This window comes from Cytobacillus sp. FSL M8-0252, from assembly GCF_038007345.1.
GTDB lineage: Bacteria > Bacillota > Bacilli > Bacillales > Cytobacillaceae > Cytobacillus > Cytobacillus kochii.
This window is the reverse complement of record NZ_JBBOWZ010000001.1, coordinates 4,417,668-4,431,889: the sequence shown is the minus strand read 5'-3', so window position 1 is coordinate 4,431,889 and position 14,222 is coordinate 4,417,668. Positions and strand designations below refer to the sequence as shown.

The following is a 14,222-nucleotide window of genomic DNA, read 5'->3' as shown; positions in this document are numbered from 1 at the left end:
ATTTTTGATTGGAGACGCTAACTTTGGCGTCTTTTTTGGAACGAAAAACTCCCTGGCATACATTTTTTTACATAGGAAAAATTGCTTGCTGAAATTTTAAAATGAATGGGCATTTTATTTAGTAGGGGGTGCCATTCATTCATGAAAAAAACCATTACAGGTGTTTTGTTAATCAGTCTACTAACTGGTTGTTCTTATAATTACGGTGCAAATGCTGATAAAACTTATGATATCAACAAACATACCGAAACCGTTAGAATAAGCAGCCCTTCTGGTCATCGTTCCGAAGATGTTCAGGAATGGTCAATGTATGAACAAAATCCCAACTTATTAAATACCAATGGCGATAAAAAATCTGACCGTAGCGATATTAATCAAGCAAGATCAACGATTAATAAGCTTACTGATTATGAACCAGGTGGTATATGGATTGACGGGGAATATATGCATGTAACTGTGTATACGAATAAAGACTTTTCCTCAAAAGCGGAACGTGAAAAAGCTGAGGAAAGTTTGCAAAAAAAATTAGTTGGTGCGGTGCCGACCTATTATATAAATGTGAAAATTAGAGAAGATCATACAGATTAAAGAGACGGTGAATTAAACCGTCTCTTCTACCTTTTTCTTTTTGAATCCCTTTTGAGGTAAATTGGATACATAACTATGAAGTGCCATGCCGAGTATTACTAAACTGATCCCAACCGTAGCAGTAGCAGAAGGAAGAGGAGCAGATAAAATGATCACTTCACCAATCATTGCGAAAAGCACTTCAAAGGACTGTGTTGCCTCCACAGCTCCAAGTTTTTGCATGTTGCCTTGAACGAGATCGGTGGCAGCAAAGAATAGTACTGTTGCAAAAACACCGGAAAATAAGGCTACTAACCCCGATTGATAAACTTGACTCATCGATGGCATGCCAGCTGTTTGTAAACCAATAAATGCAAGTAAGAGCCAAAAGGGAAGGCTAGCTATTGTCATACCAAGCACTCTTTGATAAGGATCTAAGCGCTTGTTTGTTAAGGCCATCATTTTTCGATTCCCTAGAGGGTAAGCAAACGATGCAATAAGAATGGCTAAGGTGCAAATAAATGTATCTTTCACCGATACAACAGAGGCATGGTCCCATTGGATAACAAATACGCCAACTAAAATAATGAGACTCATGAGTAGTCCTCTAAAAGGAATTTGCCCTTTTATGCGAATGACTCCTTTAGAAGTCTGGCGCATTTCATAAAATAATGGGGCAAGTAGACTGCCAGAAATAATTGTGATTTGCCAGGTGGCAGCAATTAGCCAGCCGGGACCATAGGCAGCAGCAAAACATATAGGGGCATAAAATAGCCCAAATCCAATTGTGCTCCATAGTATCCATTTTCCAGGGGCTTTTTTCATTTCAATCATAAGTGCACGTAAGCTCTTACGGTATAAAACAATGATAAGTAGAAGTGGGATCATAAAGAAGTAACGGAGCGATGCACTCCAATACCAGCTTCCTCCATTCATTTCCATAGCTGCATTTAAAACAAATGTAAAAGCAAAAAAGAATGCGGAGAGTATTCCAATCATAATGGCTTTCATGTGCTGCACCTCATTTTTAAGTAGATAACTTTACTATAGTAAACGATGAAAGATTCATCAATCGAATAACAGAAATTTCTAAAATAATCTAAAGTGGTTTTGACTGAACAAGGCGGCTATACTATAATTAGAATGTTATACGTTGGAAATGAAACTGCATACTGATAGCAGTGATAAGATAGATGCATGTTAATAATGAATTAGAGGTGAATAACCGTGTTTGATCGTCTTCAATCTGTAGAGGAACGCTATGAACGTCTTAATGAATTGCTTAGTGATCCAGAAATAGTAAATGATCCAAAAAAATTACGTGAGTATTCAAAAGAACAGTCTGATATCCAAGAAACAGTGGATACATATCGTGAATATAAAGAAATACATGAACAATATACAGACGCAAAGGCCATGTTGGAAGAGAAACTAGATGCTGAAATGCGTGATATGGTGAAAGAAGAGATTTCTGAATTAGAGGAAAAAGTGGAGCAATTAGAAGAAAAATTAAAAATCCTTCTCATTCCAAAGGACCCTAATGATGACAAAAACGTTATCGTAGAAGTTCGTGGTGCAGCTGGTGGAGATGAAGCTGCACTGTTTGCGGGTGATTTGTACCGTATGTATAGTCGCTATGCTGAAGTCCAAGGTTGGAAAATTGACGTCATTGAAGCAAGTAGTACAGGGGTCGGTGGCTATAAAGAAATTATCTTCATGGTAAACGGCAACGGTGCTTACTCTAAATTAAAATATGAGAATGGTGCGCATCGCGTGCAACGTGTACCGGAAACAGAATCAGGCGGTCGCATTCATACGTCTACGGCAACAGTAGCGGTGTTACCTGAAGCAGAAGAAGTGGAAATTGAGCTTCATGATAAGGATATCCGTGTGGATACTTTTGCTTCTAGTGGACCGGGTGGACAAAGTGTTAATACGACTATGTCCGCAGTAAGACTTACCCACCTTCCTACGGGAACTGTCGTTTCTTGTCAGGATGAAAAGTCGCAAATTAAGAACAAAGAAAAAGCGATGAAAGTTTTGCGTGCACGTGTATACGATAAATTCCAACGAGAGGCACAAGCTGAATACGATCAGCAGCGTAAATCAGCTGTAGGGACAGGGGATCGTTCTGAACGTATCCGTACGTATAATTTCCCACAAAACCGTGTAACTGATCACCGAATTGGTTTAACTATCCAAAAGTTAGATCAGATCCTACACGGTAAGATTGATGAAATTATTGATGCTCTTATTTTAGAAGAGCAATCGGCTAAACTAGAAAGTGCGACTAATGAGTAATCGCAGAGTATTCGAAGCCCTTAACTGGGCTTCTTCTTTTTTAGAAGAAAATCAACGGGAAGCATATGCTGCTGAAATTTTACTAAGACATTATATGAAGATGAGTCGAGCTGAATTCTTAACAAGATTACGTGAAGAACTTCCTGAGGAGATCGATCAACTTTTTTCAAAGGCGATACTCACTCATATTGCTGGTGAGCCTATTCAGTATATTATGGGCTATGAGGAGTTTTATGGTAGAAAATTTATGGTGAATAAGGAAGTTCTAATTCCTAGGCCAGAAACAGAGGAGTTAGTCCTTGCTACGCTTGAGCGTATTCGTGCACGTTGGCAAGACGATACAGGATTAAAAGTGGCCGATGTTGGTACAGGTAGCGGTGCAATCGCTATTACTCTGAAACGAGAAAACCCTCAGCTTGATTGTTTTGGAACTGATCTATATCCTGCAAGTTTAGAAGTAGCTAAGGGTAATGGGGCTTATTTAGACGCAGACATAAATTGGATAGTAGGGGACTTGCTGCAGCCTTTTATCAACTCTGGAGTAAAATTAGATGTAGTTATCTCCAATCCCCCTTATATTCCAACTGCAGATCGTTCGTGGATGTCAGAGATTGTAACTGAACATGAGCCTAATCGTGCGTTGTTTGCTGGAGAGGATGGTTTAGACATCTATCGCCGTTTAGTAAATGAATTACCACATGTACTAAACGAACAAGCACTTGTTGGATTTGAAGTAGGTGCAGGGCAAGGGGAATTGGTCGCAAACTTATTAAAAGGTGCCCTCCCACAAGCACAGGTCGAAGTCGTCTTTGACATCAACGGGAAAGATCGAATGGTTTTCGCTGAAATAAGTGGCTAATGTGAAGAGAGTTTATATCATTAGGAACTAAGTGAAATGTTAAATGGTGTCTGTGTAAAAACCACCGCTCTCTGTAAGGAAATAGGAACAGAGCGCGGTGGAAAAAGAAAAATGACGGCACTTGGTGAAACGTCCAAGAGTAAGACCGTTGCAAAATGAACGGTCCTCGGTAAAAAAGCCAACAGCCGTACAAATGTAAAAACCCCCCAAAGATATTTTCTGCAAGCTTCTCCCATTATAAAAGAAAAAAGACCCGCCATGGACATATGTATGGATTATTAACATAGTAACGCTTGATACATGTTAACTTAATCCGTTTACCATCTAAATGGGGTCTATCTTTCCTTCTTATTTTATAAATTTTTAATTTTAATAGTTTAAGATGTTCTCTTTCTGACCACACTGTGGATAGTGAAGGGATGGTGCAGGAAGATGAAAACGAAATCGATTGTGAACTTATATATCTTAATTTTATCATTAGGTACTTTATTTAGTTTATATATTCCGCAAACAGAGGTAGTGGCTGATGAATCACTAGTCATTCCTAACGAAGCAATCCGTTTAAGAATTCTAGCAAATAGCGATATGGAGAAAGATCAAAAGATTAAACGTGCGGTGAGAGACGAAGTAAATGCAAATATAACTGAGTGGGTATCTGATTTAACCTCTTTAGAAGAAGCAAGAGCATTGATTCAATCAAAATTACCAGAAATCCAAAAAATAGCCGAACGAGTTGTAGCAGAAGCGGGCTCTAAACAAACAGTTAAGACGGAGTTTGATAAAGTAGATTTTCCGACGAAACTTTATGGCCAGTTTTTATACCCTGCTGGTGAGTATGAAGCGATTCTAATTACGCTTGGTGATGGAGACGGTGCGAACTGGTGGTGTGTTTTATTTCCACCATTATGCTTTCTTGATTTTTCAAATGGTGTGGCTGTGAGCGAAGGGTTTAGTGATGAAGAACAGCAAGAGGAAGAATTAGTAGTGGAAGAAGAGAATGTAGAGGAAGAAATGACCGAAAAAGAAGAAGACCCTGTTTATGCAGGTGAACAAGATGAAGAAGAAGTGGAAGTAAAATTCTTTTTAGCAGAGATATGGGATAAGCTATTCGGATAATATTTTAACTCTAGCAAATTTTTAGTTCTATCAATTTCAATTAACTCATATTCATAGACTATAAAATGAGTAGAGGGTGAAGTGAATGAAAACAAGTATTGTAAGAGTTGCACAGAAGCAAGATGAAAACGAGCTCATGAAATTTTTAACAGAAGCGTCAGTTCGATCGGAAGGTGTGGCGGACTTAATTGATTACTTTTTAATAATGGAAGATGAAGAGGGAGAAATAAAAGCGACAATTGGCATCGAACCTTACGAAACGGTTGGTTTGTTACGCTCGCTTGTTATGAAGTCAGAAACAACCGTGCAGACAGATTTATTGTATTTATTGCAACAAATTTTTCTATTAGCAAAAGAAAAAGGGTTATCCACAGTATATTTAGGATCAAATCGCAAAAGTACACTACAATTATTTTTATTAATGGGTTTTCAACAAGTGGATAAATCGGAATTGCCAACATTTTTAGTAGAAAAAGAACATATTAAAAATGTCCAATCTGTGGATAACTCTTTCTTTTTGAAATATTCACTCGAATAATGTGGATATATCCACAAAGTTATGCACAAAAACGATGTATTTATTCACAATTTGTGGATAATACCTTGAGTTATCACCTTGCTTCTTTTATACTGTCTTAGATGATAGACTGAAAATAGGGGGATTTCTCCTATTTAGAATGAAAGATATTGAAGGTGGATAACAATGAAAACAATTAGATGGTCAGTGGATAATAATGTGGATAATTTGAATAGTTACCCACAAATTGTCCAAGCCTCTGATTTACTTAAAGAAAATGAGGTTGTTGCTTTTCCAACTGAAACCGTATATGGGTTAGGTGGGAATGCAAAAAGTGACGGTGCCGTAGAGAAAATTTTTGCTGCCAAAGGAAGGCCGGCAGATAATCCCTTAATTATTCATATAGCAAAGAGAATGCAACTGCAGGAACTGGCTGAAGAGATTCCATTAAAGGCAGAGCAATTGATGGATGCCTTTTGGCCAGGACCATTAACGATTATTCTTAAGAAAAAAAGGGGTAGCCTTTCTGATTTAGCAACAGCAGGATTACAAACCGTTGGCTTCCGTATGCCGGATCATCCTGTAGCGTTAGCCATTCTTGCCCAAACTGAATTACCAATAGCTGCTCCAAGTGCAAATAGCTCGGGAAGACCGAGTCCAACAACAGCGGATCACGTGTGGGAAGATTTAGAAGGAAAAATTGCTGGTGTGGTAGACGGAGGAGCTACTGGCGTTGGTGTGGAGTCAACCGTTATTGATTGCACAGAAGAGATACCTGTTATTCTACGGCCGGGTGGTGTGACCAAGGAACAGATGATTGCGGTGATAGGTGAAGTAAAATTAGATCCCGCGCTACATAATCAACAAGCCAAACCAAAATCGCCTGGTATGAAATATACACATTACGCACCAGATGCACCATTAACATTAGTCGATTCAACTCCGATGCAGTTGCAACAATTGATCAATGAAAAAAGGGCAGAAGGACTGCGAGTAGGTGTACTGACAACAGATGAAAATAAAGATTTCTATGAAACGGATGTTGTCCTTTCTATGGGTGCGCGGGAAGCGCTAGATACGGTGGCTGCTGGTTTATACTATGCCTTGAGAGCATTTAATCATGAGAATGTCGATATCATTTTAGGTGAGGTTTTCCCATATGAAGGTGTCGGTGTGGCGATTATGAATCGCTTAGAAAAAGCAGCAGGCCATCGGCGCATTCAATTATAAGTAGACTTAAAGATGAGTGTTTCAGGACCTGAACGAAAATTGTTCAGGTTCTGATTTGTTATCCCTTGTTACCTTAAAAACTAAAACAGAAGCTCAAATGTTGGTTACTAAGATTTTTTCAATGATTCCTATAGCGTGCTATTTCATTAGAAATCCGGTAAGTTGTGTGGGTAAAGTGATCATATTCCGATTGTATTACTTATTAGCGGGGCTTTTTTATTTTGTGCGACTAAAAAAGAAGCACCGTCCTTGATAAGTCGCGAAAAGAGGAAAATCGCGACTAAAAAAGGAGAACCGTCTATGATCAGTCGTGAAAAGAGGAAATACGCGACTAAAAAAGCAGTGAAACTCTTTATAAGTCGCAAAAAGCCAAGAATCGCGACTGAAAAAGGAGAACCAACTAAGATAAGTCGTGAAAAGGTCAAATACGCGACTAAAAAAGCAGTGAAACTCTTTATAAGTCGCAAAAAGGCAAGAATCGCGACTAAAAAAGGAGAACCGACTATGATAAGTCGAGAAAAGAGGAAATACGCGACTAAAAAAGCAGTGAAACTTTTTATAAGTCGCAAAAAGGCAAGAATCGCGACTGAAAAAGGAGAACCAACTAAGATAAGTCGTGAAAAGGTCAAATACGCGACTAAAAAAGCAGTGAAACTCTTTATAAGTCGCAAAAAGCCAAGAATCGCGACTGAAAAAGGAGAACCGACTAAGATAAGTCGTGAAAAGGTCAAATACGCGACTAAAAAAGCAGTGAAACTCTTTATAAGTCGCAAAAGGCCAAGAATCGCGACTAAAAAAGGAGAACCGACTATGATAAGTCGTGAAAAGGTCAAATACGCGACTAAAAAAGCAGTGAAACTCTTATAAGTCGCAAAAAGGCAAGAATCGCGACTAAAAAAAGAGAACCGTCTAAGATAAGTCGTGAAAAGAGGAAATACGCGACTAAAAAAGCAGTGAAACTCTTTATAAGTCGCAAAAAGGCAAGAATCGCGACTAAAAAAGGAGAACCAACTAAGATAAGTCGAGAAAAGAGCAAAAGCCCTACTAAAAAAGAAATCTCATGCCAAATCATTCGCGAAAAGCCTACTAAAAATGATTCACCCTGCAAATAATTTACATTTCATCATCTATAAACAACGTTTGTTTCCTTCTTTACTGCAAGATATCCACCGCAAGCAACTCTATTGATGCATCTTTGCTAGTGAAGATCACTATGAAAACAGAAAAAACCTACCTTAATTGTGAATCCTCTGGCAAAACAACCATACAAAAATCCCTGTATGTATGCATTTTGCATGATCCTGCGGCGTAACTACATCCCCCAGCCTATAGAGAGGCGCTGAGTTTTTAACCATCATATTTGATTCTATCGAAGCTGTTTTGTTTCGCCTAAAAAAACAATTCTAATTCTCCTTGGACATGCATATCTTCAAAAGAGCAAGTCCCGAGGAGGCTAAAGAGATGACGTTGTTAGTAGGTGAAGTCTTAACTTTAAGTTTAATGGCGTTTGCCTTAGGAATGGATGCATTTTCAGTTGGATTAGGTATGGGGATGTACAAATTAAGGTATCGGCAAATATTATATATAGGCTTTACGATTGGAGTATTTCATGTCATCATGCCAATGTTAGGAATGATGGCAGGGAAGTTTTTATCGGTTTATTTTAGTGAGATTGCTGCCTATATTGGTGCCGGTTTGTTGATGCTTTTGGGCCTGCGAATGTTCTGGTCAAGCTTAAAGGCTGAAAAAGAAAGTCTGTTAACCCCTGTAGGTTTTGGCTTATTAATTTTTGCATTAAGTGTAAGTTTAGACAGCTTTTCAGTCGGGCTTACATTAGGTGTATTGGGGGCAAAAACGGCTCTTGTTCTTACATTATTTGGTGTAATTGCGATGGTTCTTACTTGGGCAGGATTAATGATAGGAAGAAGAATGCAAGGATGGTTCGGTAAATATAGTGAGACACTTGGAGGGGCGATTCTTTTTGCTTTTGGCGTCAAAATGTTATTCATGTAATATGGTTAAAATTTCCTAATAAAAAGCAGTTAAGGTGCGTATTATTGATGTATTTCGACAAAAAATTCTTAAAATTGTCGAAATATGTCGGTGATAGACACCTTATTTTGTCTATATCAAATAGGAGTTTTGGATTATAATGTAAGAGAAGGAGGCGAGCTTTATGGCTCACGTTTTATTTATTTGTACAGGTAACACTTGTCGAAGCCCCATGGCTGAAGCGATATTACGTCATATAGACATTCCTGATGTGAAGGTGAAATCTGCGGGGATTTTTGCAAGTCAAGGTGGACCTGCATCTGCTTATACATCGCAAGTTTTAGAAGAAGAGGGCATAAGCATCAATCATCAATCAGCTCAATTGAATGAAGAGCTTATTCAATGGGCGACACATATATTAGTGATGACTAATGGACATAAACATGCGATTTTATCACATTTTCCTAATGCTAAGGGAAAAGTTTTTTTAATAAAAGAGTTTGCTTATGATGGTAAACAAGAAGATATCATTGATCCATTCGGGGGGACGTTGCAACAATATAAAGAAACCTATAATGAACTACAGGGAAGCATAAGAAAAATAGCAGAAATATTAAAAGATAGGAATCAAGATAAACAAAGATGAACAGGTTGAAGTAGGGGGCAATCATGGAGACGCGTAAGATGAAATTTAGTTTAAGAAAAAAATTGGTTCTTCTCATCTCAGTATTAGCCGTTATTACATACTCAATAAGCGCGATATGTATTCAGTTCGTATATCCTTTAATGGGAAATATGCCGATAAGTAAAGAATTTTTTACGATTATTGTCCTTTTGCTTGGAGCGATATGGTCTGCGATCTTAGCGTTTATTGCAGCAGGGTTTATTACAAAACCACTTAAAGACTTAGAGATTTCTGCTATAAAAGCAGCGAATGGTAATTTACAAGAAAAGGCAAAGGTGTCGCGTTCGGATGATGAAATACGTTCTTTAGGATTAGCCTTTAATCAAATGCTAACGAGTTTAAGAGAAATGATTGAACGAATTGATGAGAACTTTGCTATGACAAATAAAAAAGTGCACGAAATTTCCTCTGAGTCTTCGGTTGCTAATGAGCAGGCTGAAGCAATTGCTACAACTATCTCAGAAATATCTCAAGGAGCAGAAAACTCAGCGGTCGCAACTCAATCTGTTGCCGAACTTGTTGATGAAGTCATTCGAATTGCTGAAGAAGTTCAGGTGCAGGCAAAGCAATCTGAGCAAGTATCTGAAGAGCTTTTCGGTGATCTGAATAAATCCAAACATGCCATGCATTCACTTATTTCTGGAATAGAAAAACTAGCAGTAGGTAATCAGAAATCGTTAGAGACTGTAAAAATTTTAGAAGAAAATGCAGTCAAAGTAGAACAAATTATCCAACTTGTTGGCGATATTGCTACGCAAACAAACTTATTAGCATTAAATGCTTCTATTGAAGCGGCGAGAGCAGGAGAGCATGGGAAGGGCTTTGCTGTAGTAGCCGAAGAAGTGCGCAAGTTGGCTGATGAAAGTGCGAAAGCTGTGCAAGGAATATCGGAATTAATTAAAAACATTCAAGAAGAAGTGCGTAATGTGGTCAGTCAAATTTCTAATCAAGTGGAGTCTGCCAATCAAGAAGCACAAAAAGGGACCGAGACACATGCCGTCATTGAAGAGATGACGCAAACTGTAGATCAAATGAATGCTGCAGTGACCATGATTAAAGATCTAGTAGATAAACAAATGCATGCCATGCAGGAAACTTCAGCCCAATCGCAGCAAGTAGCAGCGATTGCGGAGGAAACGTCTGCTGGTGCACAACAAGTTGCTGCTTCAACTGAGGCTCAAACATCTGTGATTGATACAGTCGACATACTAGTAAAAGAATTACAAGAGCAAGCAAACCAGTTAAAAACAGATATGAATAAATTTAAAGTGTAGCCTACCCAACTGAAAAGTAATTGCATCTTTATAATTTTTAAATTTTGTGTCAGAATAAAGTGATAATCATACAATCAAGTTTGATTGGAGGCATAAAAAAATGAAAGTTGCAATTGCATCAGATCACGGTGGATTAAACATTCGTGCGGAAATAAAATCATTATTAGAAGAACTCAATATTGAATATGAAGATTTTGGTTGTGAGTGTAGTACTTCTGTAGATTACCCTGATTATGCTTTGCCGGTTGCTGAAAAAGTAGCGAGCGGTGAATTTGATAAAGGTATTCTCGTTTGTGGGACAGGGATTGGGATGTCTATAGCAGCCAATAAAGTGAAAGGTATTCGCTGTGCGCTTGTTCATGATACTTTCAGTGCGAAAGCAACCAGACAGCATAATGATAGTAATGTGTTAGCGATGGGAGAAAGAGTCATTGGCCCAGGGCTTGCAAGAGAGATTGCCCAAGTATGGCTTGGCACGGATTACGAAGGCGGGCGTCATCAGAACCGTATTGGGAAGATAGATCAATACGAAAAAGAAAATTTATAAAACTTTGTTGCATATGTTGACTTCATGAAAGGAAGGAAGACATATGCATCTTTTTTATCTATTAGCTAAGGTTATGAATAAATCTGAGAAGAGAGGGAGCATCTGATGATGGAAGAGTTAAAACAACAATGGCGGGATATTTTAACAGAGTTTACACAAAAAGTCTCACTAAACGAAGACAAATTAATTGTTATTGGCTGTAGTACGAGTGAAGTGATGAGTAATCATATCGGCACGGCTGGTTCAGAGGGTGTGGCTGAATTCATTTTTTCAGAACTAATGAACTTACAAAAACAAACAAATGTTCAAATCGCTTTTCAATGCTGTGAGCATTTAAATCGCGCCATTGTTCTCGAACGGGCATCCGCTAAGAAGTATAACTTAGAAGAGGTGAGTGTTGTGCCAATCCGAAAAGCGGGTGGTGCGATGGCGACTTATGCGTTTCAACATTTGGATGACCCTGTTGTAGTCGAGCATATAAAAGCTGATGCAGGGATAGATATCGGTGATACCTTCATTGGCATGCACTTGAAGCATGTGGTTGTACCTATCCGTCTTTCATTAAAAGAAGTAGGTGGTGCACACGTCACATTAGCAACGACTAGGCCGAAGTTGATTGGAGGAGAAAGAGCGGTCTACCAATAGAAATAGTCATTGTCTGATAATGTGCTGCTAGCGATAAGTAGATAAATGATGTATGTTACTCATTATTTCTGCACACCTTTTATTCAAAAATACCAACTTTACCCTCCATTTCATAATCATTTACATGTAACCGTTTTCCGTTAGTATGGATAATTTTTTTCTCTTAATAAACAGTAAGCTTGCCTGTATCCTCCCGAAAAAACATGATAGAATAAAGGAGAATTTTCATAATAGCTATTCATTTTTGATAGTGTGGTAGAGATAAGGGAGGATTATTGTATGAAGCATTTAGCGCAGCAGGACGAGCAAGTTTTCAAATCAATTCAAGATGAATTAGGACGTCAAAGAAGTAAGATTGAATTAATCGCTTCAGAGAACTTTGTGTCAGAGGCGGTAATGGAGGCACAAGGATCTGTTCTCACGAATAAATATGCTGAAGGGTATCCTGGTCGTCGTTACTATGGTGGCTGTGAGCATGTTGATGTAGTGGAAGATTTAGCTAGAGATCGTGCGAAGCAAATCTTTGGAGCCGAGCATGCGAATGTTCAGCCTCATTCAGGTGCGCAAGCAAACATGGCAGTGTACTTCACGATTTTAGAACAAGGTGATACTGTCCTTGGTATGAATCTATCCCACGGTGGCCACTTAACGCACGGGAGTCCTGTAAACTTTAGTGGTGTCCAATATAATTTCGTTGAATATGGTGTAGACGAAACATCTCATACCATCAATTACGATGATGTATTAGCAAAAGCGAAAGAGCATAAACCGAAGCTAATTGTAGCAGGTGCAAGCGCGTATCCTCGTGTAATTGACTTCAAGCGTTTCCGTGAAATTGCAGATGAGGTTGACGCTTATTTAATGGTCGATATGGCTCATATTGCGGGCTTAGTGGCAGCTGGTCTTCACCCTAATCCAGTACCATACGCTGATTTCGTAACAACAACAACTCATAAAACATTAAGAGGTCCACGTGGTGGTATGATTCTTTGCAAAGAAGAATTTGCGAAAAAAATCGACAAATCGATTTTCCCAGGTATTCAAGGTGGTCCATTAATGCATGTCATTGCCGCTAAAGCTGTAGCTTTCGGAGAGGTATTAGAAGATAGCTTTAAAGAATATGCGGAAAGCATTATCACAAATGCTAAGCATTTAGCAGAGTCACTTAAAAAAGAAGGCATCGACTTAGTATCTGATGGAACAGATAACCATCTTTTACTTGTAGATGTTCGTTCATTAGGTTTAACAGGTAAAGTAGCAGAAAAAGTACTTGATGAAGTAGGTATTACTGTTAATAAAAATACAATTCCATTTGATCCAGAAAGCCCATTTGTGACAAGTGGTATACGTATTGGTACAGCTGCAGTTACTTCTCGTGGATTTGCCAAGAACGATATGGAAGAGATTGCTTCTATTATCGCGTTCACGTTGAAAAATGCGGAAGACGAAGAAAAGTTAGCTGAAGCTTCACAACGAGTAGAAGCATTAACAAGCAAATTTATTTTATATCCAGAAAGATAATCATCTAGTTTATCCAGCCTTCTCTTGAGGGCTGGATTTTTGTTAAGTTATGCCATCTATAACGAATGTTCTAAAAGCATCTTCAACATTTTCTTTTCTTCCAATGGCAATAAATGTTTCTATGTCAAGAATCGTAGTTGCCCCACAAACATTTTTTCTGTAAAATAGTACGAAGTGTGATTTGTACAATCAGTAAAAGGAGAGATATTTATGGCAAAAGTATATGTTTTCGATCATCCATTAATCCAACATAAGCTTACATACATTCGTGAAAAAAATACAGGTACGAAAGAATTCCGTGAACTCGTTGATGAAGTATCAACTTTGATGGCTTTCGAAATCACGAGAGATATGCCTTTAGAAGAAATTGAAATAGATACACCGGTTCAAAAAACAAATTCAAAAGTGCTTTCTGGAAAGAAAATGGGAATTGTACCAATTTTACGTGCGGGTATTGGGATGGTAGACGGTATTTTGAAATTAATCCCTGCAGCTAAAGTAGGACATGTTGGCCTATATCGTGATCCAGAGACTTTAAAGCCAGTTGAGTACTATGCAAAATTCCCTGGTGATATTGAAGAGCGTGACTTCATTGTTGTTGATCCAATGCTTGCAACAGGCGGATCTGCAATTGAAGCAATCAATTCTTTGAAAAAACGCGGAGGAAAAAGCATTAAATTCATGTGTTTAATTGCTGCACCTGAAGGGGTAGAAGCATTAAAAGAAGCCCATCCGGATGTGGATATATATATCGCTGCATTAGATGAAATGTTAAACGAAAAAGGCTACATCGTTCCTGGTCTTGGGGATGCGGGAGATCGTTTATTCGGTACGAAATAATAAAATAAAGTTAATTATAGAAAATGAGCCCGTCCTTGGACGGGCTTTTTTACAAGAAGTGGATCTGATAAAGATCTGTTCGACAGCTGTTTGTCGGAAGGTGAGTGCAACCAGCACTTCTTTTAGAA

At 38.4% G+C, this 14,222-nt stretch carries 15 protein-coding genes; 14 read left to right on the top strand and 1 reads right to left on the bottom strand.

Annotation, left to right across the window (positions count from 1 at the left end; genetic code table 11):
- The first annotated feature begins 141 nt into the window (after positions 1–141).
- Positions 142–588: a hypothetical protein gene (locus tag MKX83_RS22465; RefSeq protein WP_251162320.1), complete on the top strand. Its 447-nt coding sequence runs from the start codon at positions 142–144 to the stop codon at positions 586–588.
- A 12-nt stretch (positions 589–600) separates the two neighbouring features.
- On the opposite strand, the gene MKX83_RS22460 is transcribed toward MKX83_RS22465, so the two are convergent.
- A complete protein-coding gene (locus MKX83_RS22460) occupies positions 601–1,578 on the bottom strand; it encodes a DMT family transporter (protein ID WP_224936771.1) in 978 nt (325 codons plus the stop codon).
- A gap of 216 nt (positions 1,579–1,794) precedes the next feature.
- On the opposite strand from MKX83_RS22460, the gene prfA reads away from it, so the two are divergent.
- The 13 genes from prfA to upp all read left to right on the top strand — a co-directional run bounded on the left by prfA (position 1,795) and on the right by upp (position 14,094).
- Entirely contained in the window at positions 1,795–2,868 is a 1,074-nt protein-coding gene (gene prfA / locus MKX83_RS22455; protein ID WP_191816256.1) for a peptide chain release factor 1, read from the top strand.
- Positions 2,861–3,727 carry a peptide chain release factor N(5)-glutamine methyltransferase gene (gene prmC / locus MKX83_RS22450; RefSeq protein ID WP_341058100.1) on the top strand — a complete coding sequence of 289 codons (867 nt, stop codon included), beginning with the start codon at positions 2,861–2,863 and terminating at the stop codon, positions 3,725–3,727. The genes prfA and prmC overlap by 8 nt, the downstream gene beginning before the upstream one ends.
- Positions 3,728–4,159: 432 nt before the next feature.
- Positions 4,160–4,843 carry a stage II sporulation protein R gene (gene spoIIR / locus MKX83_RS22445; RefSeq protein WP_224936768.1) on the top strand — a complete coding sequence of 228 codons (684 nt, stop codon included), beginning with the start codon at positions 4,160–4,162 and terminating at the stop codon, positions 4,841–4,843.
- A gap of 85 nt (positions 4,844–4,928) precedes the next feature.
- Positions 4,929–5,381: a GNAT family N-acetyltransferase gene (locus MKX83_RS22440; RefSeq protein ID WP_224936767.1), complete on the top strand. Its 453-nt coding sequence runs from the start codon at positions 4,929–4,931 to the stop codon at positions 5,379–5,381.
- A 165-nt stretch (positions 5,382–5,546) separates the two neighbouring features.
- A complete protein-coding gene (locus tag MKX83_RS22435) occupies positions 5,547–6,590 on the top strand; it encodes an L-threonylcarbamoyladenylate synthase (protein WP_251162317.1) in 1,044 nt (347 codons plus the stop codon).
- Positions 6,591–6,890: 300 nt separating this feature from the next.
- Positions 6,891–7,457 (top strand): hypothetical protein, encoded by a 567-nt coding sequence (locus tag MKX83_RS22430; protein ID WP_341058097.1) that lies wholly within the window; start codon positions 6,891–6,893, stop codon positions 7,455–7,457.
- Between the two features lie 594 nt (positions 7,458–8,051).
- Complete coding sequence (locus tag MKX83_RS22425; protein WP_341058095.1) at positions 8,052–8,603, top strand: manganese efflux pump MntP; 552 nt, start codon at positions 8,052–8,054, stop codon at positions 8,601–8,603.
- A 163-nt stretch (positions 8,604–8,766) separates the two neighbouring features.
- A complete protein-coding gene (locus tag MKX83_RS22420) occupies positions 8,767–9,228 on the top strand; it encodes a low molecular weight protein arginine phosphatase (RefSeq protein ID WP_224936764.1) in 462 nt (153 codons plus the stop codon).
- Positions 9,229–9,251: 23 nt separating this feature from the next.
- Complete coding sequence (locus MKX83_RS22415) at positions 9,252–10,541, top strand: methyl-accepting chemotaxis protein (protein ID WP_341058094.1); 1,290 nt, start codon at positions 9,252–9,254, stop codon at positions 10,539–10,541.
- A 100-nt stretch (positions 10,542–10,641) separates the two neighbouring features.
- A complete protein-coding gene (gene rpiB / locus MKX83_RS22410) occupies positions 10,642–11,088 on the top strand; it encodes a ribose 5-phosphate isomerase B (protein ID WP_281203297.1) in 447 nt (148 codons plus the stop codon).
- Between the two features lie 108 nt (positions 11,089–11,196).
- Positions 11,197–11,733 (top strand): TIGR01440 family protein, encoded by a 537-nt coding sequence (locus tag MKX83_RS22405; protein ID WP_281203298.1) that lies wholly within the window; start codon positions 11,197–11,199, stop codon positions 11,731–11,733.
- Positions 11,734–12,012: 279 nt separating this feature from the next.
- A complete protein-coding gene (glyA, locus tag MKX83_RS22400) occupies positions 12,013–13,254 on the top strand; it encodes a serine hydroxymethyltransferase (protein WP_341058088.1) in 1,242 nt (413 codons plus the stop codon).
- A 210-nt stretch (positions 13,255–13,464) separates the two neighbouring features.
- Positions 13,465–14,094: a uracil phosphoribosyltransferase gene (gene upp / locus MKX83_RS22395; protein WP_095371583.1), complete on the top strand. Its 630-nt coding sequence runs from the start codon at positions 13,465–13,467 to the stop codon at positions 14,092–14,094.
- Positions 14,095–14,222 lie beyond the last annotated feature (128 nt).

Coding starts and splice junctions, on each gene's coding strand:
- MKX83_RS22440 (WP_224936767.1), top strand. CDS start 4,929: ATGAAAACAAGTATTGTAAGAGTTGCACAGAAGCAAGATGAAAACGAG.
- rpiB (WP_281203297.1), top strand. CDS start 10,642: ATGAAAGTTGCAATTGCATCAGATCACGGTGGATTAAACATTCGTGCG.
- upp (WP_095371583.1), top strand. CDS start 13,465: ATGGCAAAAGTATATGTTTTCGATCATCCATTAATCCAACATAAGCTT.
- MKX83_RS22460 (WP_224936771.1), bottom strand. CDS start 1,578: ATGAAAGCCATTATGATTGGAATACTCTCCGCATTCTTTTTTGCTTTT.
- MKX83_RS22425 (WP_341058095.1), top strand. CDS start 8,052: ATGACGTTGTTAGTAGGTGAAGTCTTAACTTTAAGTTTAATGGCGTTT.
- glyA (WP_341058088.1), top strand. CDS start 12,013: ATGAAGCATTTAGCGCAGCAGGACGAGCAAGTTTTCAAATCAATTCAA.
- MKX83_RS22420 (WP_224936764.1), top strand. CDS start 8,767: ATGGCTCACGTTTTATTTATTTGTACAGGTAACACTTGTCGAAGCCCC.
- MKX83_RS22415 (WP_341058094.1), top strand. CDS start 9,252: ATGGAGACGCGTAAGATGAAATTTAGTTTAAGAAAAAAATTGGTTCTT.
- prmC (WP_341058100.1), top strand. CDS start 2,861: ATGAGTAATCGCAGAGTATTCGAAGCCCTTAACTGGGCTTCTTCTTTT.
- MKX83_RS22465 (WP_251162320.1), top strand. CDS start 142: ATGAAAAAAACCATTACAGGTGTTTTGTTAATCAGTCTACTAACTGGT.
- MKX83_RS22405 (WP_281203298.1), top strand. CDS start 11,197: ATGGAAGAGTTAAAACAACAATGGCGGGATATTTTAACAGAGTTTACA.
- spoIIR (WP_224936768.1), top strand. CDS start 4,160: ATGAAAACGAAATCGATTGTGAACTTATATATCTTAATTTTATCATTA.
- MKX83_RS22430 (WP_341058097.1), top strand. CDS start 6,891: ATGATCAGTCGTGAAAAGAGGAAATACGCGACTAAAAAAGCAGTGAAA.
- MKX83_RS22435 (WP_251162317.1), top strand. CDS start 5,547: ATGAAAACAATTAGATGGTCAGTGGATAATAATGTGGATAATTTGAAT.